General features: G+C 64.8%; 17 protein-coding genes. 9 read left to right on the forward strand and 8 right to left on the reverse strand.

Going from position 1 to position 21,591, the window contains the following annotated elements; translation table 11 throughout:
• The first annotated feature begins 55 nt into the window (after nt 1–55).
• The 6 genes from HWQ56_RS11415 (at nt 56) to HWQ56_RS11440 (ending at nt 12,288) form a co-directional block, all read left to right on the forward strand.
• Nucleotides 56–1,360, forward strand: coding sequence for an MdtA/MuxA family multidrug efflux RND transporter periplasmic adaptor subunit (locus HWQ56_RS11415; protein WP_176570545.1), 1,305 nt, complete (start codon nt 56–58; stop codon nt 1,358–1,360).
• Nucleotides 1,357–4,524, forward strand: coding sequence for an MdtB/MuxB family multidrug efflux RND transporter permease subunit (locus HWQ56_RS11420; RefSeq protein ID WP_176570546.1), 3,168 nt, complete (start codon nt 1,357–1,359; stop codon nt 4,522–4,524). Before HWQ56_RS11415 ends, HWQ56_RS11420 begins: the two co-directional genes overlap by 4 nt.
• On the forward strand, nt 4,521–7,628 hold the full coding sequence (locus tag HWQ56_RS11425; protein ID WP_176570547.1) for an efflux RND transporter permease subunit: 3,108 nt from the start codon (nt 4,521–4,523) through the stop codon (nt 7,626–7,628). Before HWQ56_RS11420 ends, HWQ56_RS11425 begins: the two co-directional genes overlap by 4 nt.
• Nucleotides 7,625–9,133, forward strand: a complete 1,509-nt coding sequence (locus HWQ56_RS11430) for an efflux transporter outer membrane subunit (protein WP_280634424.1) — start codon at nt 7,625–7,627, stop codon at nt 9,131–9,133. The genes HWQ56_RS11425 and HWQ56_RS11430 overlap by 4 nt, the downstream gene beginning before the upstream one ends.
• A 214-nt stretch (nt 9,134–9,347) precedes the next feature.
• A complete protein-coding gene (locus tag HWQ56_RS11435; RefSeq protein ID WP_176570548.1) occupies nt 9,348–11,438 on the forward strand; it encodes a putative bifunctional diguanylate cyclase/phosphodiesterase in 2,091 nt (696 codons plus the stop codon).
• Between the two features lie 103 nt (nt 11,439–11,541).
• Nucleotides 11,542–12,288 (forward strand): SDR family oxidoreductase, encoded by a 747-nt coding sequence (locus HWQ56_RS11440; RefSeq protein WP_158158168.1) that lies wholly within the window; start codon nt 11,542–11,544, stop codon nt 12,286–12,288.
• Nucleotides 12,289–12,394: 106 nt separating this feature from the next.
• Here HWQ56_RS11440 and HWQ56_RS11445 read toward each other — a convergent pair whose 3' ends face one another.
• A complete protein-coding gene (locus HWQ56_RS11445; protein ID WP_176570549.1) occupies nt 12,395–13,774 on the reverse strand; it encodes an MFS transporter in 1,380 nt (459 codons plus the stop codon).
• A 360-nt stretch (nt 13,775–14,134) separates the two neighbouring features.
• Here HWQ56_RS11445 and HWQ56_RS11450 point away from each other — a divergent pair, with 360 nt between their 5' ends.
• Nucleotides 14,135–16,987, forward strand: a complete 2,853-nt coding sequence (locus tag HWQ56_RS11450) for a bifunctional diguanylate cyclase/phosphodiesterase (RefSeq protein ID WP_425331960.1) — start codon at nt 14,135–14,137, stop codon at nt 16,985–16,987.
• An 88-nt stretch (nt 16,988–17,075) separates the two neighbouring features.
• Here the strand turns inward: HWQ56_RS11450 and HWQ56_RS11455 are convergent, their stop codons facing one another.
• The 6 genes from HWQ56_RS11455 to HWQ56_RS11480 all read right to left on the reverse strand — a co-directional run bounded on the left by HWQ56_RS11455 (nt 17,076) and on the right by HWQ56_RS11480 (nt 19,053).
• The gene (locus HWQ56_RS11455) at nt 17,076–17,537 is read right to left on the reverse strand and encodes a MarR family winged helix-turn-helix transcriptional regulator (protein ID WP_158157011.1); all 462 of its coding nucleotides are present in this window, start codon (nt 17,535–17,537) and stop codon (nt 17,076–17,078) included.
• 110 nt (nt 17,538–17,647) lie between these two features.
• A complete protein-coding gene (locus HWQ56_RS11460; RefSeq protein ID WP_158157013.1) occupies nt 17,648–17,896 on the reverse strand; it encodes a hypothetical protein in 249 nt (82 codons plus the stop codon).
• 190 nt (nt 17,897–18,086) lie between these two features.
• Nucleotides 18,087–18,344 (reverse strand): hypothetical protein, encoded by a 258-nt coding sequence (locus HWQ56_RS11465; RefSeq protein ID WP_176570551.1) that lies wholly within the window; start codon nt 18,342–18,344, stop codon nt 18,087–18,089.
• A 35-nt stretch (nt 18,345–18,379) separates the two neighbouring features.
• A complete protein-coding gene (locus tag HWQ56_RS11470) occupies nt 18,380–18,544 on the reverse strand; it encodes a hypothetical protein (protein WP_158157017.1) in 165 nt (54 codons plus the stop codon).
• A 59-nt stretch (nt 18,545–18,603) separates the two neighbouring features.
• Nucleotides 18,604–18,777: a DUF2986 domain-containing protein gene (locus HWQ56_RS11475; protein WP_176570552.1), complete on the reverse strand. Its 174-nt coding sequence runs from the start codon at nt 18,775–18,777 to the stop codon at nt 18,604–18,606.
• A gap of 24 nt (nt 18,778–18,801) precedes the next feature.
• Nucleotides 18,802–19,053, reverse strand: a complete 252-nt coding sequence (locus tag HWQ56_RS11480) for a hypothetical protein (RefSeq protein ID WP_158157021.1) — start codon at nt 19,051–19,053, stop codon at nt 18,802–18,804.
• A 194-nt stretch (nt 19,054–19,247) separates the two neighbouring features.
• Here HWQ56_RS11480 and HWQ56_RS11485 point away from each other — a divergent pair, with 194 nt between their 5' ends.
• On the forward strand, nt 19,248–19,397 hold the full coding sequence (locus tag HWQ56_RS11485; RefSeq protein ID WP_158157023.1) for a hypothetical protein: 150 nt from the start codon (nt 19,248–19,250) through the stop codon (nt 19,395–19,397).
• Nucleotides 19,394–20,143 (forward strand): DUF72 domain-containing protein, encoded by a 750-nt coding sequence (locus tag HWQ56_RS11490; protein WP_158157025.1) that lies wholly within the window; start codon nt 19,394–19,396, stop codon nt 20,141–20,143. The genes HWQ56_RS11485 and HWQ56_RS11490 overlap by 4 nt, the downstream gene beginning before the upstream one ends.
• On the opposite strand, the gene HWQ56_RS11495 is transcribed toward HWQ56_RS11490, so the two are convergent.
• On the reverse strand, nt 20,133–21,545 hold the full coding sequence (locus HWQ56_RS11495) for an MFS transporter (RefSeq protein ID WP_176570553.1): 1,413 nt from the start codon (nt 21,543–21,545) through the stop codon (nt 20,133–20,135). The two genes, HWQ56_RS11490 and HWQ56_RS11495, sit on opposite strands and share 11 nt — an antisense overlap.
• Nucleotides 21,546–21,591 lie beyond the last annotated feature (46 nt).

Consider the following 21,591-nt stretch of genomic DNA (forward strand, 5'->3'; position numbering starts at 1 on the left):
ATTATCGTTCTGCGTCCTGAACCTGAACCCCATTCGAACAAGGGTCAACTTCCCCATGCAACCCGCCGGTACCCGTAAATTTCCCCGTTGGCTGTTTGGCCTGTTGATCCTCGTGCTGTTGATCGCCGCCGGCGTGTATTGGCGTTCCCATTCCACCAGCGCCCAGCACGAAGCCGGTCCCCCCGAGAAGGGCCGCCCCCACGGCGGCCGTCCGGGTGGCAACCCCATGCGCCCGGGTTTCGGCCCCAGCAGCGGGCCCACCCCGGTGCGGGTAGCGCCAGTGACCGTGGGCGACTTCCCGGTCTATAACAAGGCCCTGGGCACCGTGACGGCCACCAACACCATCAGCGTGCGCAGCCGCGTGGCGGGCGAGTTGGTCAAGGTCGCGTTCCAGGAAGGGCAGATGGTCAAGGCCGGCGACCTGCTGGCGGTCATCGACCCGCGCCCCTACGAGATCGCGCTGCAGCAGGCCCAAGGCACCCTGGCCCAGGACCAGGCGCAGTTGAAGAACGCACAGATGGACCTGCAGCGCTACAAGGACCTGTTCGCCCAGGACAGTATCGCCAAGCAGACACTGGACACCGCCGCCGCCCAGGTCGGCCAGTACCAGGGCACGTTGCTCACCGACCAGGCCAACGTCAACAACGCCAAGCTGAACCTGGAGTTCACCCAGATCCGCGCGCCGATCAGCGGCCGTGTGGGCCTGCGCCAACTGGACGTGGGCAACCTGGTGGCTGCCAATGACACCACCGCCCTGGCCGTGATTACCCAGGTACAGCCAATCAGCGTGGTCTTCACCCTGCCCGAAACCACCCTGGACCCGGTCCTGGCACGCGTGCGCAGCGGCGCCACCCTGCCCGTGGAAGCCTGGGACCGTGGCGACCGCAACCAGCAGGCCACTGGCGTGTTGCACAGCATCGACAACCAGATCGACACCACCACCGGCACACTGAAATTCAAGGCCTACTTCGATAACAAGGACCTGGCCCTGTTTCCCAACCAGTTCGTCAACGTCCACCTGCTGTCCGACACCCTTCGCCAGGTGACCCTGGCGCCGTCGGCGGCCGTGCAGTTCGGCACCAACGGCACCTTCGTGTACGCCATGGACGGTGACGACAAGGTGCGCATCCGCACCCTGAAGATCGGCGCGTCGGACGGTAACGTGACGGTCATCGAGCAAGGCCTGGCCAAAGGCGACCGCGTGGTGCTCGAAGGCACCGACCGCCTGCGCGACGGCAGCAGCGTGGAAGTGGTCAACGACCCGGCCCAGGTGCCTGCCACCCCCGGCGAGCACCTGAAGGGCGAAGACGCCGCCGACAAGCAGGCCGGTACCGGCCACCGGAGCAAGGCAGGCGTATGAATCTGTCGCGGCTGTTCATCCTGCGTCCGGTAGCCACCACGCTGAGCATGCTGGCCATCGTCCTGGCCGGCCTGATCGCCTACTCGATGCTGCCGGTGTCGGCGCTGCCACAGGTCGACTACCCGACCATCCGGGTCATGACCCTGTACCCCGGCGCCAGCCCGCAAGTGATGACCAGCGCCGTGACCGCGCCGCTGGAGCGTCAGTTCGGGCAGATGCCCGGCCTCAGCCAGATGGCCTCCACAAGTTCGGGCGGCGCCTCGGTGCTGACATTGCGCTTCAGCCTGGACGTCAACATGGACGTGGCCGAGCAACAGGTGCAGGCAGCCATCAACGCCGCCACCAACCTGCTGCCCACCGACCTGCCAGCGCCGCCGGTGTACAACAAGGTCAACCCGGCCGACACCCCGGTGCTGACCCTCGCCGTCAGCTCGAAGACCATGCTGTTGCCAAAGCTCAACGACCTGGTCGACACGCGCATGGCGCAGAAGATCGCGCAGATCACCGGCGTGGGCATGGTCTCCATCGCCGGGGGCCAGCGCCAGGCCGTGCGCATCAAGGTCAATCCCGAGGCGCTGGCCGCCAATGGCCTGAACCTGGCCGACGTGCGCACCCTGATCGCCGCGTCCAACGTCAACCAGCCCAAGGGCAACTTCGACGGCCCGACCCGGGTGTCGATGCTCGACGCCAATGACCAGATGGTGTCTCCCGAGGAATACGCCAACCTCATCCTCAGTTATCGCAACGGCGCGCCACTGCGCCTCAAGGATGTGTCCACCATCGTCGACGGCGCCGAGAACGAGCGCCTGGCCGCCTGGGCCAACCAGAACCAGGCCGTGCTGCTGAACATCCAGCGCCAGCCGGGGGCCAACGTCATCGAGGTAGTGGACCGGATCAAGGCTGTGTTGCCGTCGATCACCGACAACCTGCCCGCGGGCCTGGACGTGACCATCCTCACCGACCGCACCCAGACCATCCGCGCCTCGGTCAAGGACGTCCAGCACGAACTGCTGTTCTCTATCGCCCTGGTGGTATTGGTCACGTTCCTGTTCCTGCGTCGCTTCAGCGCCACGGTCATCCCGTCGGTGGCCGTGCCGCTGTCGCTGGTGGGCACGTTCGGCATCATGTACCTGGCCGGGTTCTCCATCAACAACCTGACCCTGATGGCCATGACCATCGCCACCGGCTTCGTGGTGGACGACGCCATCGTCATGCTGGAGAACATTTCCCGCCACATCGAGGAAGGCGAGACGCCGCTGCAGGCGGCGCTCAAGGGCGCCCGGCAGATCGGTTTCACCCTGCTGTCGCTGACCTTCTCGCTGATCGCCGTGTTGATCCCGTTGCTCTTCATGGCCGACGTGGTAGGGCGCCTGTTCCGCGAGTTCGCCATCACCCTGGCGGTGGCGATCCTGATTTCCCTGGTGGTGTCCCTGACGCTGACGCCGATGATGTGCGCGCGCCTGCTCAAGCGCGAACCCAAGCCCGAAGAGCAGACACGCTTCTACCGCGCCAGCGGCGCCTGGATCGACTGGCTGATCGAGGCCTACGGGCGCAAACTGCAATGGGTGCTGCGCCACCAGCCGCTGACCCTGCTGGTGGCCATCGCCACCCTGGGCCTCACGGTGCTGTTGTACATGGTCGTGCCTAAGGGCTTCTTCCCGGTCCAGGACACGGGCGTCATCCAGGGCATCACCGAAGCGCCGCAGTCGATTTCCTTCAGCGCCATGAGCCAACGCCAGCAGGACATGGCCAGGGTGGTGCTGCAGAACCCGGACGTGCAGAGCCTGTCGTCCTACATCGGTGTGGACGGCGACAACGCCACGCTCAACAGCGGCCGCATGCTCATCAACCTCAAGCCCCTGGGCCAGCGCAGCCTGACGGCCAGCCAGGTGATCGAGCGCATCCAGCCAGAAGCCGACAAGCTGGTGGGCATGCGCCTGTTCCTGCAACCGGTACAGGACCTGACCATCGAAGACCGGGTCAGCCGCACCCAGTACCAGTTCAGCCTGTCGTCGCCCGACGCCGACCTGCTGGGCCAATGGAGCGCCAGGCTGGTGGATGCCCTGCGTCAGCATCCGCAACTCACCGACGTGGCCAGCGACCTGCAGGACAAAGGCCTGCAGGTGTACCTGGTGATCGACCGCGACCAGGCCAAGCGCCTGGGCGTCAACGTCGCCGACATCACCAATGCCCTGTACGACGCTTTCGGCCAGCGACAGATCTCGACCATCTACACCCAGGCCAGCCAGTACCGCGTGGTGCTGCAAGCGGCCAATGCCTCGACTGTCGGGCCCCAGGCGCTGGAACAGATCTACGTCAAGAGCACGCCCAGCGACAGCGCCATCACCCAGACCGTGTCCAGCACCCTGACCGGCACTGCGTCGGCGTTGCCGGTGACCAACAGCACCCAGGTGCGCCTGTCGAGCCTGGCGCACATCGAACAGCGCCAGGCGCAACTGGCCATCTCCCACATTGGCCAGTTCCCGGCGGTGATGGTTTCCTTCAACCTGGCACCCGGCGTGGCCCTGGGCCAGGCGGTAGCGTTGATCGAGCAGGCGCAGAAAGACATCGGCATGCCCATCGGTGTGCAAACCCAGTTCCAGGGCGCCGCGCAGGCGTTCCAGGCCTCGCTGTCGAGCACCTTGCTGCTGATCCTGGCGGCGGTGGTGACCATGTACATCGTGCTGGGCATTCTCTACGAGAGCTACATCCACCCCATCACCATCCTGTCGACCCTGCCGTCGGCGGCGGTGGGCGCCTTGCTGGCGCTGCTGCTCAGTGGCAATGACCTGGGCATGATCGCCATCATCGGCATCATCCTGCTGATTGGTATCGTCAAGAAGAACGCGATCATGATGATCGACTTCGCCCTGGACGCGGAGCGCACCCAGGGCCTGGACCCGCAGACCGCCATCTACCAGGCGGCCCTGCTGCGTTTCCGGCCTATCCTGATGACCACCATGGCGGCGTTGTTCGGCGCCGTGCCGCTGATGCTGGCCGGTGGCTCGGGCGCGGAGCTGCGCCAGCCGCTGGGCCTGGTGATGGTCGGCGGGCTGCTGGTGAGCCAGGTGCTGACGCTGTTCACCACGCCGGTGATCTACCTGTACTTCGACCGCCTGGCGCGGCGCTGGCGCAAGGCCCCGGCAGAGCAGGCACCGGCATGAACCTGTCGGGCCCGTTCATTCGCCGCTCGGTGGCGACCATGCTGCTCAGCATCGCGGTGATGCTGCTGGGCGGCGTCAGCTTCGGCTTGCTGCCGGTATCGCCGCTGCCGCAGATGGATTTCCCGGTGATCGTGGTGTCAGCCAACCTGGCCGGCGCCAGCCCGGAAGTCATGGCCTCCACCGTGGCCACGCCGCTGGAGCGCGCGTTCGGCAGCATCGCCGGGGTCAGCAACATGAACAGCCGGTCGAGCCAGGGCTCGACCCGGGTGATCCTGCAGTTCGACCAGGACCGCGACATCAATGGCGCCGCGCGTGAAGTGCAGGCGGCCATCAACGCCTCGCGGCCGCTGTTGCCCAGCGGCATGCGCAGCATGCCCACCTACAAGAAGGTCAACCCGGCCCAGGCGCCCATCATGGTGCTGTCGCTGACCTCCGATGTGCTACAGAAGGGCCAGCTCTATGACCTGGCCTCCACCATCCTGTCCCAGAGCCTGTCCCAGGTGGATGGGGTAGGGGAGGTGCAGATCGGTGGCAGTTCGTTGCCCGCCGTGCGGGTGGAAGTGGAGCCGGACCTGCTCAACCAGTACGGCGTGGCCCTGGACGAGGTGCGCACCACCATCGCCAATGCCAATGTGCGCCGGCCCAAGGGCTTCGTCGAGGACGGCGAGCGCAACTGGCAGGTGCAGGCCAACGACCAGCTGGAAAAGGCCAAGGACTATGGCCCGCTGATTATCCGCTACCAGAACGGCTCGGCCCTGCGCCTCAGTGACGTGGCGCGCCTGAGCGACGGCGTTGAAGACCGCTACAACGCCGGTTTCTTCAATGATGAGTCGGCGGTGCTGCTGGTGATCAACCGTCAGGCAGGCGCCAACATCATCAAGACCGTGGCGCAGATCAAGGCGCAACTCCCCGCCCTGGAAGCCGTGTTGCCGGCCAGTGTGCGGCTGAATATCGCCATGGACCGTTCGCCGGTGATCACCGCTACCCTGCACGAAGCCGAGAGCACGCTGCTGATCGCCGTGGCCCTGGTGATCCTGGTGGTGTACCTGTTCCTGGGCAACTTGCGCGCCTCGTTGATTCCCACCCTGGCCGTGCCGGTGTCGCTGGTCGGTACGTTCGCCATCATGTACCTGTGGGGCTTCTCGCTGAACAACCTGTCGCTGATGGCCCTGATTCTTGCCACCGGACTGGTGGTGGACGATGCTATCGTGGTGCTGGAGAACATTTCCCGGCACATCGACGCCGGCATGGCGCCGATGAAGGCCGCCTACAAGGGCGCCCAAGAGGTGGGCTTCACGTTGCTGGCCATGAACGCGTCGCTGGTGGCGGTGTTCATGGCGATCCTGTTCACCGGCGGCATCATCGAGAAACTGTTCCGCGAGTTCTCCATTACCTTGTCGGCGGCCATCGTCGTCTCGCTGCTGGTGTCCCTGACCCTAACGCCCATGCTCTGCGCCCGTTGGCTCAAGCCCCACGTGCCGGGCACCGAGAACCGCCTGCAACGCTGGAGTATCCGTGTTCACGAGCGCCTGGTGCGCGGCTATGACCGCAGCCTGGGCTGGGCCCTGGCGCACCGACGGCTGACGCTGATCAGCCTGCTGGTGACTATCGGCGTCAACATCGCCCTGTACGTGGTGGTGCCCAAGACCTTCATGCCCCAGCAGGACACCGGGCAGCTGATGGGCTTCGTGCGCGGCGATGACGGCCTGTCGTTCACCGTCATGCAGCCGAAGATGGAAGCCTTCCGGCGGGCGATCATCGCCGACCCGGCGGTGCTCAGCGTGGCCGGCTTCATTGGCGGCAACAACGGCACCAACAACGCCACCATCCTGGTGCGCCTCAAACCCATCAAGGCGCGTGACGTCAACGCCCAGCAGGTCATCGAACGCCTGCGCAAGGAGCTGCCCAAGGTGCCCGGCGCACGGTTGATGCTGATGGCCGACCAGGACCTGCAGTTCGGCGGGGCCCGCGACCAGACCACCTCCCAGTACCAGTACATCATCCAGAGCGGTGACCTGGCGGCATTGCGTAGCTGGTACCCGAAGATCACCGAGGCGTTCAAGAAACTGCCTGAACTGACCGCCATCGATGCCCGCGAAGGCCGCGGCGCGCCCCAGGTGACCCTGGTGGTGGACCGCGACCAGGCCAAGCGCCTGGGCATCGACATGAGCACCGTGACCACCGTGCTCAACAACGCCTACAGCCAGCGGCAGATTTCCACCATCTACGACAGCCTCAACCAGTATGAAGTGGTGATGGAGATCAACCCCAAGTACGCCCAGGACCCGGTCACCCTCGACCAGGTGCAGGTGATCAACTCCGCCGGCGCGCGGGTGCCGCTGTCCAGCATTGCCCATTACGAGAACAGCCTGGCCGACGACAGCGTCAGCCACGAGGGCCAGTTCGCGTCGGAAAGCATTTCCTTCGACCTGGCCGAAGGCGTGCCCCTGGACCGCGCCACCGCCGCCATCGAACGGGCCATCGCAGGCCTGGGCTTGCCGGAAGACATCATCGTCAAGGTGGCGGGTACCGGTGACGCCTTTGCGGCCGCGCAGAAGGGCCAGCCGTGGATGATCCTTGGCTCGCTGGTGCTGGTGTACCTGGTGCTGGGCATCCTGTATGAAAGCTACGTGCACCCGTTGACCATTCTCTCGACCTTGCCGTCCGCCGGTGTGGGCGCGCTGTTGAGCATCTACCTGACGGGCGGGGAATTCAGCCTGATCTCGCTGCTGGGCCTGTTCCTGCTGATTGGCGTGGTGAAGAAGAACGCCATCCTGATGATCGACCTGGCGCTGCAACTGGAGCGTGAACAGGGCATGGGCCCGCTCGACTCCATTCGCCAGGCGTGCCTGCAGCGCCTGCGGCCGATCCTGATGACTACCCTGGCAGCCATCCTGGGTGCCGTGCCCCTGCTGATGGGCGGCACCGAAGGCGCCGAGATGCGCCAGCCCCTGGGCCTTGCCATCATCGGCGGGCTGGTGTTCAGCCAGTTCCTGACCCTGTACACCACCCCGGTGGTGTACCTCTACCTCGATCGCCTGCGCCACCGGGTCAACCGCTGGCGTGGGGTACGCACCGACGCATCCCTGGAAACCCCGCTATGAACGACCGCCCGACGCCGACCGTGCTGCGCCCCATGACTTGCCAGATGGCCACCGTGCGTGGCTCGCGGCGGCTGAACCTGAGCCTCAGCGCGCTGATGTTCAGCGGCCTGCTGCTGGGCGGCTGCGCCGTGGGCCCTGACTACCAGCGCCCTGAAATCGCGCCGCCGGCGCAGTTCAAGGCGGCGCAGGGCTGGCGCCAGGCGCAGCCCAGCGACGCGTTGGCCCGCGGTGCCTGGTGGGAACTGTACGGTGACGCGCAGCTCAACGGCCTAGTGGAGCGGCTCAACCGTTCCAACCAGACCGTGGCCCAGTACGAGGCGCAATACCGTCAGGCTCAGGCCCTGGTGAAGAGTGCTCGCGGTGCGTTCTTTCCCACCGTCGACCTCAGCGCCGGCAAGACCCGCTCGGCCCAGGGCGCCGGTAGCAGCAGCTCGAGCCTGAGCAGTGCCAGCAGCGGCATCCGCAACACCTACAGCACCCAGGCCAGTGTCAGTTGGGAAGCGGACGTATGGGGCAAGCTGCGCCGCGGCCTCGAAGCCGACAAGGGCAGTGCCCAGGCCAGCCTCGCGGACCTGGCCGCCATGCGCCTGAGCCTGCAGTCCGAGCTGGTGCAGAACTACCTGCAGTTGCGGGTCATCGACCAGCAGAAGCGCCTGCTCCAGGCCACGGTGGAGGCCTACCAGCGCTCGCTGACCATGACCCAGAACCAGTACAAGGCGGGGGTGTCCGGCGCCGACGCCGTGGCCCAGGCGCAGACGCAATTGCGCACGACCCAGGCCGACCTGGTGGACCTGGCCTGGCAGCGCGCCCAATACGAGAACGCCATCGCCGTGCTGATGGGGGTGACCCCAGCCGATTTCAGCCTGGCCGAAACCGACAGCATCCCGGCTCTGCCGCAGATTCCTGTGCAAGTGCCCTCCCAGTGGCTGGAGCGGCGGCCCGACATTGCCGCGGCCGAGCGCTCGGTCATGGCCGCCAATGCCAACATCGGCGTGGCCAAGAGCGCCTACTACCCCGACCTGACCCTGAGCCTGTCCGGTGGCTACAGCAGCAGTACCTTCGCCAATTGGCTGACCCTGCCCAACCGCTTCTGGTCGGTTGGCCCGCAATTGGCTGGGACCCTGTTCGACGGTGGCCAGCGCTCGGCGGAAGTGGACCGTACCGAGGCCGTCTACGACCAGACCGTGGCCCAGTACCGGCAGACCGTGCTCAACGGTTTTCAGGAAGTGGAAAACTACATGGTCCAGCTCAAGGTGTATGAGGACGAGGCCCAGGTTCGCCAGCAGGCGCTGGAGTCAGCGCGCGAGTCATTGCGCCTGACCACCAACCAGTACAAGGCCGGGTTGATCGCCTACCTGGATGTTGTCACCGTGCAGGCGACCGCGCTGAGCAACGAACGCACGGTGTTGAATGTGTTGCAGAGCCGACTGGTGGCCAGCGTGCAGTTGATCGCGGCGCTGGGTGGCGGCTGGGGTGGGCAGATGGATTTGGTGGATACGCCTTGATGCCGTTCGTCTGAAAGGTTATGGTCACGGCCGACCCTGTACAACGCTGTACAGGGCGGAACCCTTGTAGAAGCTGGGCGCGGTAGTGGCATAGCGACATCGCGCCAAAGCCCCGCATCCAGGCGCTCCGCGCAAGCAAACAAGCGTTTAATTGCGTACAATCCTGATCATTTACGAGCAGGGAACGCACCGGATTGCAGGTCTAGAGAGTCGCATGCTGATTGGTAGTTATTCACCCACCCTGGTCGTGATCTCGTTGTGTGTGGCGATGCTGGCTTCCTACACGGCGCTGGATCTGGTCGGCCGCATCGCCACTGCCAAGGGCAGGGCGGTGCACCTCTGGATGGCCGGCGGGTCGCTGTCCATGGGCATTGGCGTGTGGTCCATGCATTTCATCGGCATGCTGGCGTTCAGCCTGCCCATCGCCCTGGGGTATGACCTCAAGCTCACCAGCCTGTCGCTGCTGATCGCCATCCTGTCCTCGGGGTTCGCCCTGTGGCTGGTCAGCCAACCGCGGCTGCCCCACCGGCAGCTGGCGTTCGGGGCACTCATCATGGGCAGCGGTATCGCCGCCATGCACTATACCGGCATGGCGGCCATGCGCATGAGCCCGGGTATCGAGTACGACACCGCGCTGTTCGCCGGGTCCATCGTCATCGCCATCGGTGCCTCGGCCGCCGCGCTCTACATTGCCTTTCGCCTGCGCCGGGCCACGCCCCATGTGCTGCTCGCCCGGGGCTGCGCTTCGGTGGTCATGGGCATCGCCATCGTCGGCATGCACTACACCGGCATGGCGGCGGCGATGTTCCCCGAGGGTAGCGTCTGCGGCGCCGCCGGTGGCGGGCTGACCGGCAAAGGCCTGGACTACATGGTCTTGATCACCAGCCTGGCGGTGCTGGGCATTACCCTGCTGACCTCGGTGCTGGACGCGCGCATGGAGGCCCGTACCGCGGACCTGGCCAACTCCCTGCGCCTGGCCAACCGCGAGCTGACCCAACTGGCCCTGCACGATAACCTCACCGGTCTGCCCAACCGCATGCTGCTGGCCGACCGCATCGCCCAGGCCATCCAGATGGTCGACGAGAACGGTGGCTGTTTTGCGCTGATGTTCATCGACCTGGACGGTTTCAAACCGGTCAATGACGCCTTCGGCCACCACATGGGTGATGAATTGCTGCGCGCGGTGGGCCTGCGCCTGCGCGGCAACCTCCATGGCCAGGACACCCTGGCGCGCATCGGCGGCGATGAATTCGTGCTGCTGGTGGCCCTGAACGAACCCAACGACGCCCCCACGGTAGCCGCGCGACAGGTCAACCTCATCGCCCAGCCGTTCCGGGTGGGCGAGCAGAACCTGCAAGTGTCGGCCAGTATCGGCATTGCCCTGTACCCGGGCAACGGCAGCGACCAGCACGCACTGCTGATGAACGCCGATGCCGCCATGTACCATGCCAAGAGCGCGGGCAAGAACGGCTACAGTTTCTTCGATGGCTCGATGAACACCAATGCACGCAAGCAGCTGCAATTGATCCAGGACTTGCGGGTGGCGGTGGAGCGCGGCGAGTTGCGCTTGCACTACCAGCCCAAGTTTGACGCTGCCAGTGGCCGCCCGGTCGGCGCCGAGGCGCTGTTGCGCTGGCAACATCCGGAGCTCGGCCTGCTCGGCCCTGACCGTTTCATCGAGCTGGCGGAAAAGACCGGCCTGATCATCGTCATCGGCGACTGGGTGCTGGACGAGGCTTGCCGGCAAATGCGCGAATGGACGCTGCAGGGCTACGGCCACTGGCGCATCGCGGTGAACCTGTCGGCCTTGCAGTTCTGCCACGGGGGGTTGGTGGCCAGCGTGGCGGCAGCGTTGCAGCGCCATGAACTGTCGGCCACCAACCTGACCCTGGAAATCACCGAGACCACCGCCATGAACGATGCCGACGCCAGCATGAGCGTGCTGCGGCGCCTGTCCGACATGGGGGTGGACCTGTCCATCGATGATTTCGGCACCGGTTATTCGAGCCTGATGTACCTCAAGCGTCTGCCGGCCAATGAATTGAAAATCGACCGGGGCTTTGTTCGCGACCTGGAGCAGGACAGCGACGACGCCGCCATCGTCTCGGCCATCGTCGCCCTGGGCCAGGCCCTGGGCTTGCGCATCGTCGCCGAAGGTGTGGAAACCGATAACCAGCAAGACTTCCTGACTCGCCTGGGCTGCGATGCCTTGCAAGGCTACCTGCTGGGCCACCCCTTGCCAGCGGAGCGCTTCATGGCGGATATTCATGCCGCTGAAACCCGGCAGCAGCGGGTCGGCGTCTAGCCTTGAGTTCATGGCGCTTGCTTCCCGCGCTTCGCCGGTCCCCGCGGGAGAAGCAAGCGACATCCTGATAACGCCGTACCCCATGAGGAGCGCACCGAAGTCCATGGATAAAGTCATCGTCATCACCGGCGGCAGCCGCGGCATCGGTGCCGCCACTGCGCGCTTGGCCGCCCGCCAGGGTTACCGTGTGTGCATCAACTACCTGTCGGACGAAGCGGCCGCCCAGGCCACGTTGGCCGAAGTGCGCGAGCTGGGGGCCCAGGCCATTGCCGTGCGGGCTGATGTCAGCGTCGAGGACGAGGTGGTGCACCTGTTCAACCGGGTCGATGCGGAACTGGGCACGGTCACCGTGCTGGTCAACAACGCCGCCACCGTGGGGCACACCTCGCGGGTGGATGAAATGTCCGAATTCCGCTTGCTCAAGCTGCTCAAGAGCAACGTGGCTGGCCCCATCTTGTGTGCCAAGCACGCCATCCTGCGCATGTCCACGCGCCACGGTGGCCAGGGCGGCAGTATCGTCAACGTGTCTTCGGTCGCCGCGCGCCTGGGCTCGCCGGGAGAGTACGTCGACTACGCCGCTTCCAAGGGCGCCCTGGACACCTTCACCCTCGGCCTGGCCAAGGAACTGGCGGGGGAGAGCGTACGCGTCAATGCCGTGCGCCCGGGGTACATCTTCACCGAGTTCCACGCCCTGAGCGGCGACCCTGACCGGGTCAGCAAGCTGGAGCCAGCCATCCCCATGGGACGCGGCGGCCAGCCTCATGAAGTGGCGGAGGCGATCTTGTGGTTGGCGTCGGAGCAGGCGAGTTATACGACCGGGAGTTTTCTGGATCTGGGAGGCGGCCGGTAGGGGTTGCCAGACGCGGCTAGGTGGCTTCACTGCAGCCTTCACGAAAAAGCCCTGGTGTCTCTCGACACCAGGGCTTTCCCTTGCAGCTTATCGTGGCAACCGAGCGTTACTTGACGCCCTGCATCCTCATCTGCAGGTAATCCTTCTTATCCACTTCCTTGGCATCGCGCTTGCCCAGGTCGGCCATTGGAATACGGTAGGTTTCCTTGGCGGCGTAGGCGGCGAGGGCGGCGATCACGGTGATGCCGAACGCCAGCGCACCCACGGTCATCGGGATGTTGTCCGAGCCGGGCGGCGCCACGGCAGCGAACAGGGCTGGCAGCAATGCGGTGATCATGGTGCCCACGTTCTGCGAGATGGCCATGGCCGACACGCGGTAGCGGGTCTGGAACAGTTCCGGGTAGAAGCTGGGGAAAATCGCGTTGTAACCCTGGTAGATCACGCCCCACATCAGCAGCGACATGGCGAAGGCCAGCGGCACGCTGTGAATGCTGATGGCATACAGGTAACCGAACGCCAGCAGACCCGAGCCCAGGGCGCCACCGATGATCATCGGCCGGCGGCCAACCTTGTCGGACCAGTTGCCCACGAAGGGAATCACCAGCACCGCGACGATGTTACCCACTACCGGGATCCACAGATACACGCTCTTGGAGAAGCCGATACCGTAGGCCGGTTGCACGGCGTAGGCCGCGCCGAAGATAGTGGCCACTACCGGGATCACGTTCATCAGGGCCATGCAGGTCACCAGGCACATGTTGCGCCAGTTGTTCTGGAAGGCTTCGACGATGGGTGCCTTGGGCAGCTCGGTGCTGGCTTCTTCCTTCACGAAGGCCGGGGTTTCATGGACTTCTTTACGGATGATGTAACCGGCGATCAGCACGACGGCGCTGAGCAGGAACGGAATGCGCCAGCCCCAGGCGTTGAACGCGTCGTCGGGCATGAAGTAGGCCAGGGGCAAGAAGATCGCCGCGGCGAAGATCTGCCCGGCCTGAACGCCCTGCAGCGTGTAGCTGGCGTAGTAGCCCCTTCTGCCGAAGGGCGCGTGCTCCATGATCATGGAACTGGCCCCGGAGATCTCCCCGGCCACTGCAAAGCCCTGGATCAGGCGCAGCACTACCAGCAGGGCCGGTGCCCACAGGCCTACCTGCGAATAGGTCGGCAACAGGCCCACGGCCATGGTCGCGAAGCCCATCAGGAACATGCACAGCAGCAGCACGTTCTTGCGGCCGCGGGTATCACCCCAGTGGCCTAGGAACGCAGCGCCTATGGGGCGAGCAATGTAACCCACGCCATAGGTGGCCAACGAGGCGACAATGGCGATCTTCGGGTCGGTAGACGGGAAAAAGATCTGCGGGAAAATCAGCGCCGCGGCTTGGGCGTAGATGAAGAAGTCATAGTATTCGAGCGCCGAGCCAATCCAGCCGCTGGCGGTCGCTTTCTTGGTCTGTTTCGAGCCGTGGGACTCGGTGGATACTTGATCCATGGGTGTCTCCGTTGTTTTTATTATCGAGCAATATCGTTATGGGTAACACTAGCAGCTGGCTGGCCCTGAAGGCGAAACTAACTGGATAGTTAACAGATATCAGTCGCCATGATCTGTGTCAATACAACGGCCTTCGGGCGGGTGCGAACCTGTGCGATTGCCGGTCATTATTATGCCACCAGGGAAATATTTGTGCAGTAAAAAGCCGCGCCAGCGCGTCTAGAACCATCGTCGCAGGCCGCAAGGCAAAAAGTGCGGGGCTGCGATGGTGGCCCGGGGCTATATCTTTGCCCGCGGCTGCCGATACAGTAGTCATGCGACCGTCCGTTTTGCTGGAGCGTCTCCTTGAATTCCCCTCTTTTGCCCGATGAGTCGTGCCTGCTGCCAGGTGCCGACGCAGTAGCTTCGATCGATGAGGTGCTGGCTGCCGCTCGCGCCTGGCCGCACAGCGGTGCGTGGGTGTGGTATCGCGATGGCGAACCGCTGCACCGGGCGGCGCAAGGTGGTGCTTTCTGCCAATGGCCGGCGAGCCTGGCGCGGCGTGACCTGATGGGATTCTGCCGCGCCGAAGGCTTGCACTGCTGGCCAACGGGGGAGGGCGAGCAGGCGCTGGGCTGGTTGCTGGCGGCGCGCAACGACGCTCACCCACCACGGTTGCGCCAGTTGGCCCGGGAATTGGGCATCCGCGTGCAGCGCGAGGCGCTGGCGCGCGCGCAGATGACCCAGCGGGTGCTGTATGAAATCACCTACCTGGCCAGTTCTACCCATGACCGCGGCGTCTTCCTGCAAGGGGTGCATCAGCAGTTGGGCACGCTCATCGATGCGGAAAACTTCTACCTGGCCCTTTATGACGCCCAGGCCCACAAGGTGTCTTACCCCTACTACGTCGACATCATCGACAACGACGCCATGGAAGCGCAAAGCCACGAATACCTGGACCCCAAGTGCCTGTCGCTGACCGGGTATGTGCTTACCACTGGCCAGCCGCTGATGGTTGACGCCAGCGCCATGCGCCGGGCCGAGCAGGAGGGCCGGTTCGCGCCAGTGGGCCACCGCCCCGAGTTCTGGATGGGCGCGCCGCTGAAGAATGCGTCGGACGAAGTGTTCGGCATGCTTGCCATGCAGGTCTACGAAGTGTCGCGCATCTACAGTGCCGAGGACCGCGAGCTGTTCCTGGTGGTGGCGCGCCATGTGGCGATGGCGCTGGACCGGATTCTGCACCGCATGGACCTGGAGGAAACCGTATCGCGACGCACCCAGGAACTCTCCGAACTCAACGACGCGCTGCGCCTGGAGGTCATCGAGCGCGAACGCGCCGAACACCTGCACAGCGCGCTGTTCCAGATCGCCGAACTGTCCAGCCAGCAGGGCGACATGGCCGAATTGTTCCAGAGCCTGCACATGATCGTCGGCGACCTGTTGTTCGCCCGCAACTTCTACATTGCGCTGTTCGAAGTGGTCACCGGCGAGGTGACCTTTCCATACTACATCGATGAACAGAGCGCCGCGGCACCCGCACCGCGACGTGGCCAGCGCGGGCTCACCGAGTACGTGATCCGCCAGCGTCGGCCGTGCCTGATCGACTATGACGATGCCAGCGCCCTGATGGCCGCCGGTGAGATCGCCAACAACCCCGGGCCGGTGCGTTCACAGTCCTGGTTGGGCATCCCCCTGTTCGAAGGCACCCAGGTGCGTGGGGTGCTGGTGGTGCAAAGCTATTCACCGGTGATCCGCTACAGCCAGCGCGACCAGGAATTGCTGACTTTCGTGTCGAGGCACATCGACACCGCGTTGTCGCGACGCAGTGCCGCCGAGGCGGTGCAGGCGGCTAACCTGATGCTCGAGGCACGCGTGCAGAGCCGCACCCGCGAGCTGGACCACGCCAATGCCAAATTGCAGCATGAAAACGCCCATGATGCGCTGACCGGGCTGCCCAACCGCAGCCAGTTGCAACAACGCCTGCAACAGGCCTGGGCGGCGTTCCGTGCTGAACAGCGCCCGCTGGTCGTGATGTTCATCGACCTGGACCGCTTCAAGATGGTCAACGACAGCCTCGGCCACCACTTTGGGGACCTGCTGCTGACCCAGGCCGCCACCCGGCTGCGCAACTGCCTGCGCGCAGATGATGTGCTGGCCCGGCTGGGCGGCGACGAGTTCGCGGTGCTGGCGCCCGAGGCCGATCTGGACGTCGCGGTCGACATGGCTGAACGCATCCTGCTGGCCTTCGACCTGCCGTTCAACATTGACGGCCATGGGGTGTTTTCGTCCTGCAGCATCGGTATTGTCAGTGCCGACGCCCAGTTCCACCACGAGCCCGCGGACCTGCTGCGCGATGCCGACACCGCCATGTACAGGGTCAAGAACGCTGGCCGCGACAGCTTTGCGGTGTTCAACCAGCAGGTGCGCCGTGAAGTCAGCGACCAGATGGAGCGTGAAGGGGCGTTGCGCAATGCGCTCAAGCGCGACGATGAATTGCTGGCCTATTTCCAGCCCATCGTCAGCGTCGAGACCGGCGCAGTGGTAGCGCTCGAAGCCTTGATCCGCTGGCGCCAGGCCGACGGGCGTATCACCGCGCCCGGTGAGTTTCTGCCTGCGCTGGAAGGTCTTCGCCTGATCGGCCGCCTGGACCTGTACATGCTCAACCGTATCGCTGAAACCCTGGCCATGCCCGAGCACGCCCACTGGCCGCCCGTCCACGTCAACTGTTCCAGCTACAGCATCACGCGCCCGGAGTTTGCCGGCGAGGTGCTGGCCCTGCTGCAGCGCCATGGCATCGAGGCCCACCGCGTGTGCCTGGAGTTGACGGAAGGCGGCCTGGTAGCCGAGCCCGCACGAGCCCGACAGACCATGCAGCAACTGGCCGAGCATGGCTTGAGCGTGATGCTGGACGATTTCGGTGCGGGTTTCTCGTCGCTCAGCTATGTGCACCAATACACCTTCAGCGGGTTGAAGATCGACAAATCCTTCATCCTCGAACTGACCGCCAGCGAGCGCAGCCGCGCCATCGTCCGCGCCATCGTGCGCATGGCCGACTCCCTGGGCCTGCCGGTGGTAGCCGAGGGCGTCGAGGACGAAGCCACCTTGCGCCTACTGCGTGAAATGGGCGCGGCCCAGGCCCAGGGCTACCACTTCGCGCGGCCCATGGCCATGGAACAACTGAACCTGCCGGCGACCCTGGCGCCTGCCGTCGCAGACGCACCCAAAGCCCCGTAGCCGCGGACCCGGCCGCGTCACTGACGCCGCGCACCATCAGGCCCACCGCAGGTACCGCAACGCGGCCAGGTCCGATGCTACCGGGTCGTCAGCCCTGATACACCTTGCGCAGCAGCGCGCGCAGTTGCTCACGCTCTTCCGTGCTCAGGTTCGCCGTGGCCTCCTGGTCGCTGCGTGCCGCCACTTCCTTCAATTCCTTGAGCAGCGCTTCGCCCGCCTTGCTCAGGAACAACCCGTAGGAACGTTTATCCGGCTTGCAACGCACGCGCAGGGCCAAGCCGCGCTCTTCCAGCTTGTTCACCATCGGCACCACCTGGGGGGGCTCGATGGCCAGGCTCTTGGCCAGTTCTGCCTGGGTGGGGCCGGGGTTCTGGGCGATGATCGCCAGGGCGGAAAACTGCGCAGGGCGCAGGTCGTAAGCGTTCAACCGCTCGACCAGGTGCTGGAATACCTGAATTTGCGCGCGCCGCAGCGCGTAACCAATGAGATCGTCTAGCACGCCGGTATCCAGCGGGTCAGAAGCAGGGGCGGGGGTGCTGGGCATGGCCATGGGCATCGGGCTTTTTGTTGGAATAATCGTTAACCAGTATAACGGTTTTCCCGGCCATGAATACCCGCTTGCACAACGCGCAATGCCACGCCACTGCCACCCTCCTTATCTCAGAACAATGCCTGCTGATGGTCGAGGTGCTGGTCCACCAACCACCTGCCATGGGCCAGTGACGCTCGCTGAGCATTCTCCAGTTCCGACAGGAATGCCGCGTTTACCGGTAACGCCAGCCGCCGGCTTTGTTTTCCGTCCGGCGTGGTAATGCGGCAACCGCCCGCCCACGGCGTCGGAATGCCTGGATGCTCTTCCACTTGCGCCGTGATGGTGTGATCGCGATGGGTGCATTGCAGCGTGCTCATGGTGTTCACCTCACTGAAAACATGACCCTTTCGGTATATCACAGCCGTCCCGAGGGAATAGGCGGGGGCGACGAAGGGTGGACACTGGATCCAGCCGTGAACGGGGAAGATGGAGGCTAGGGCGCGCTTGCAGCGCGACAAACACGAACGGCTGCCGTACGCGAAGCCGAACGTGTTTTTGCAAATGGGCTCAGTAGCGCGTGATCCAGCGCTTGAGCCGCGTCAGGCCGCCGCTTCTAGCAAGGGCAGGGCGCTCTTTTAGGGCATCCAGTGTGCTGGCGGCCATGAGGGTGTGTTCGCGCAGGGCGCTGAGGCGGGCATGCAATTGTTGCTTCAACGGGTCACGTTCGTGGGCAGGCGACAGCTGAATGAGTTGGTTGGCGAGGAAGAAATTGAGCTCCATCTGCTGGTCGAGGGCATCGTTGACTTGCTTGATTGCCTTGATCATATGCGGGTCCATGAGGGAAGTACGAGACGGTCTGCTCAGTCACGAGCTTCGGGTACCAATACGGGGGCCGCTTCCAGCCGTGCCTTGAGTTGCTCGACATAGGCGTGAGCTTCTTCCTCGTTGCGGAAGGTGACCGGGGCATCGTTCAGCCAGACCAGGCAGGTGCTGTCATTGTTGTTTTTTTCGATCTTGATCTTCATCCGTAAAGCCATCTCAAATAATTGTGAGGCGATGATATCGCATTCGGTCGCCGTGCCCATCACCCCTGCACGCCGTCAGACTCGGCAACGGGATCATGCGCCTGCTCCTCGGCGGCCAGCCTGGCACGGTCTGCCTTACTGATGTACTGAGGCTTGCTTTTGGGGGCCAGTTTGGCGCTGGCTTTCTTGGCGTGGGCTTTCAACAGCTGACTGATTTTCTTGCGACGGTTCATGGTGTTTCGCTCAATGGAGTAAGGCTACTTGCACTGTTCCAGCACGACTTTGCAGGTACGCGGCGTGCCCCCCGAGCGCTCGGCGTAGAGCGCGCAGTTGTGCAGCGACTTCTTGCGTGCCGCGCCAGGGTTCGCGCCCCAGGCCAGGCTACCTTCGCCGCGGCTCGGCAGGGCCTTGGCGTAGCACCGGGAGGCGGCCGACTGGCTGGAACAGCCAGCCACCAGCACCAGCGCCAGGGCAAGCGCGACCCCGCGGGTGAGTGGGCGAAGTGTCATTGCAATTCCCCTGTCGCGAGCGACGGCCGGCTCTGGCGAACAGCCAAAGGTGTGCCGCCCATTATGCACCAACCCGAGGGTCAGGGGGGACGGTCGCAGGCCGGCGTCGCCCCCGGCGGCTGGTTGCCTGCAACCAACTTCACGGTCCTGCGGTCAACACTCCTATCCGCTCGCTGGCGTTGCAGGTGCACACCGTGAATGACCCTACCACCGCCGCTGACCTGGACATCCACCTGGCCAGCGGCGACTGTCCAGCGTTCGAGGCGCGGCTGCGGGCGCTCGAGGGCATAGGGCCCAAGACCGTCGAGATCCTCCTGCGTGATGCCCGGGCCGTGCTGTTTTGAACGGCCGGCGCCTTTACCTGGGGTGCGCAGGTTGGACACTGGGCCGCGAATACTGGCCCGAGTTCGCCAGCGTTGGCAGCCACTTGCAGCGTTATGCCGGGCGGCTCAATGCGGTGGAGATCAACAGTGCGTTCTACCGTCCCCATCGCCCCGCCACTTATGCCCGCTGGGCGGCGAGCGTGGGGCAGGGGTTTCGCTTTGCCGTGAAGGTGCCCAAGGCCATCACTCACGAGCAACGCTTGCAGGGCAGTTCAGCCCTGCTGGAAGCCTTTCTTTCCCAGTGCTCGGCCCTTGGAGAGCGGCTGGGCTGCCTGTTGGTGCAACTGCCCCCTTCACTGGCGTTCGATCCTGGCGCGGCGCAGGCGTTTTTCCGCACGCTCAGGGCCCAGTACTCCGGCGACGTCGTCCTCGAGCCGCGCCATGAGTCGTGGGCCGAGGCCGGTGACTTGTTGGTCAGCTACCGCATCGCCCAGGCGGTGGTCGACCCTTCGCGCTTGAGCACCGACACCCGGCCAGGCGGTTGGCAGGGCGTCCGGTACTGGCGCTTGCATGGGACGCCGCGCCTGTACTACAGCGCGTACGAAGACAACTGGCTCGAACACCTGGCGCAGCAGATCGAAGCATCGCTGGCCGATGGCGTGCCCACATGGTGCATTTTCGACAACACCGCGCGCGGTGCGGCCGTGGGGAATGCATTGTTCATGGGGCGGTTGCTGGAACTTGCCGGCAGCCCTGCTACCCCGTAGAGCCGGTGGTCGCGCGGGCCAACGGTGCGCGTTCGCCACCCGTGGCGGCAGGCAAGCCCCTGAACGCCGCCACTGCCGCCAGCAGCAAGGTGGCCACTGCCACGAACAGTGCCTCTCGCAGCCCCAGCCTGAATGCCTGGGGCGCCGGGTCCCGAACCAGATACCCGAACCACGCCACGCCGATGATGCCTCCCACCTGCCGCGCGGCATTGAGCAACCCCGAGGCTATGCCTGCCAGTTCACCGGGCACCGATGCCAGGGTGGCCGTAGTGATGGTGGGAATGGTCAGGGCAATGCCGCCCCCGGCGAGCAGCATCGGTACGATCAACCAGCCGAAACCAGGCATGGCCAGCGCAGGTATCAGCAGCAGGTAACCCACCGCCGATATCAGCAGGCCGCTGGTCGCCAGGCAGCGCGGGCCAACGCGGCGTGTCAGCCGGCCGGCGAGGATGTTGATGAGCATCAGTACGGCCATCATCGGCAGGAACGCAAGGCCTGCCTGTTCGGGGGTGAATTGCTCGATGCCTTGAAAATACAAGCTGAGGGTGAACACCACACCGTAGAACACCAGGTTCGCCACCAAGCCGATAACGACCGCGCTGCGCAGTGCCGCGGCGCGAAACAGACCCAGCGGCAACATCGGGCGAGCCGCGCGTGACTGCCGCCAGATGAACAGTGCGGCCAGCAGCAGGCTGCCGATCAAGGCCTGTACGATCATCGGGCTGGACCAGCCCCACTGGCTCGCCTGGGTGAGGGCGAAGGTGAAACTGGCCATGGTCAGCGCCGCGAGACACTGCCCGGGGATATCAAGACTGCGCAAGGGTTGTACCGGCGAACGGGGTGCGTAGGAAGCGGCCAGCCACAGGCCAATCATCCCCACCGGCACATTGATGAAAAACAGGCTGCGCCAGCCAAACGCGGTAATCAGCAGGCCGCCGACCACGGGGCCTGCCGCCAGCGCAACGGCGCCGCCAGCCCCCCACCAGCCCACGGCGCGACTGCGTTCATGGTCATTGTCGAAGGCTTGTTGCAGCAGGGACAGCGAGGTCGGTACCAGCAATGCGGCACCCAGTCCCTGAACCAGCCGCCAGCCGACCAGGGCAGCCAGGCCAGGGGCCAGTGCGCAGCCCAGCGAGGCAGCCGAGAACAGGCCAAACCCCAGCATGAACAGGCGCTTGGCACCCAGCCGATCACCCAAAGTGCCGGCCGTCAGCAGCAATGACGCGAACACAAGCGCGTAGCCATTGACCACCCATTGCAGGGCCGTGATATCGGCGGACAGCTCCTCGTGCAACGCTTGCAACGCTACGTTGACCACGCTGATGTCCATCAGCACCATGAAAAAGCCCAGGCACGTGGCGACCTGGACCCAGCGAGCCGTGCGGCGGGGGATAGCGAACATGAATTGACCTCCTGGTTGAGGCCCCTAAGCTACAGCCCGACGCATT

Source organism: Pseudomonas eucalypticola, from assembly GCF_013374995.1.
GTDB lineage: Bacteria > Pseudomonadota > Gammaproteobacteria > Pseudomonadales > Pseudomonadaceae > Aquipseudomonas > Aquipseudomonas eucalypticola.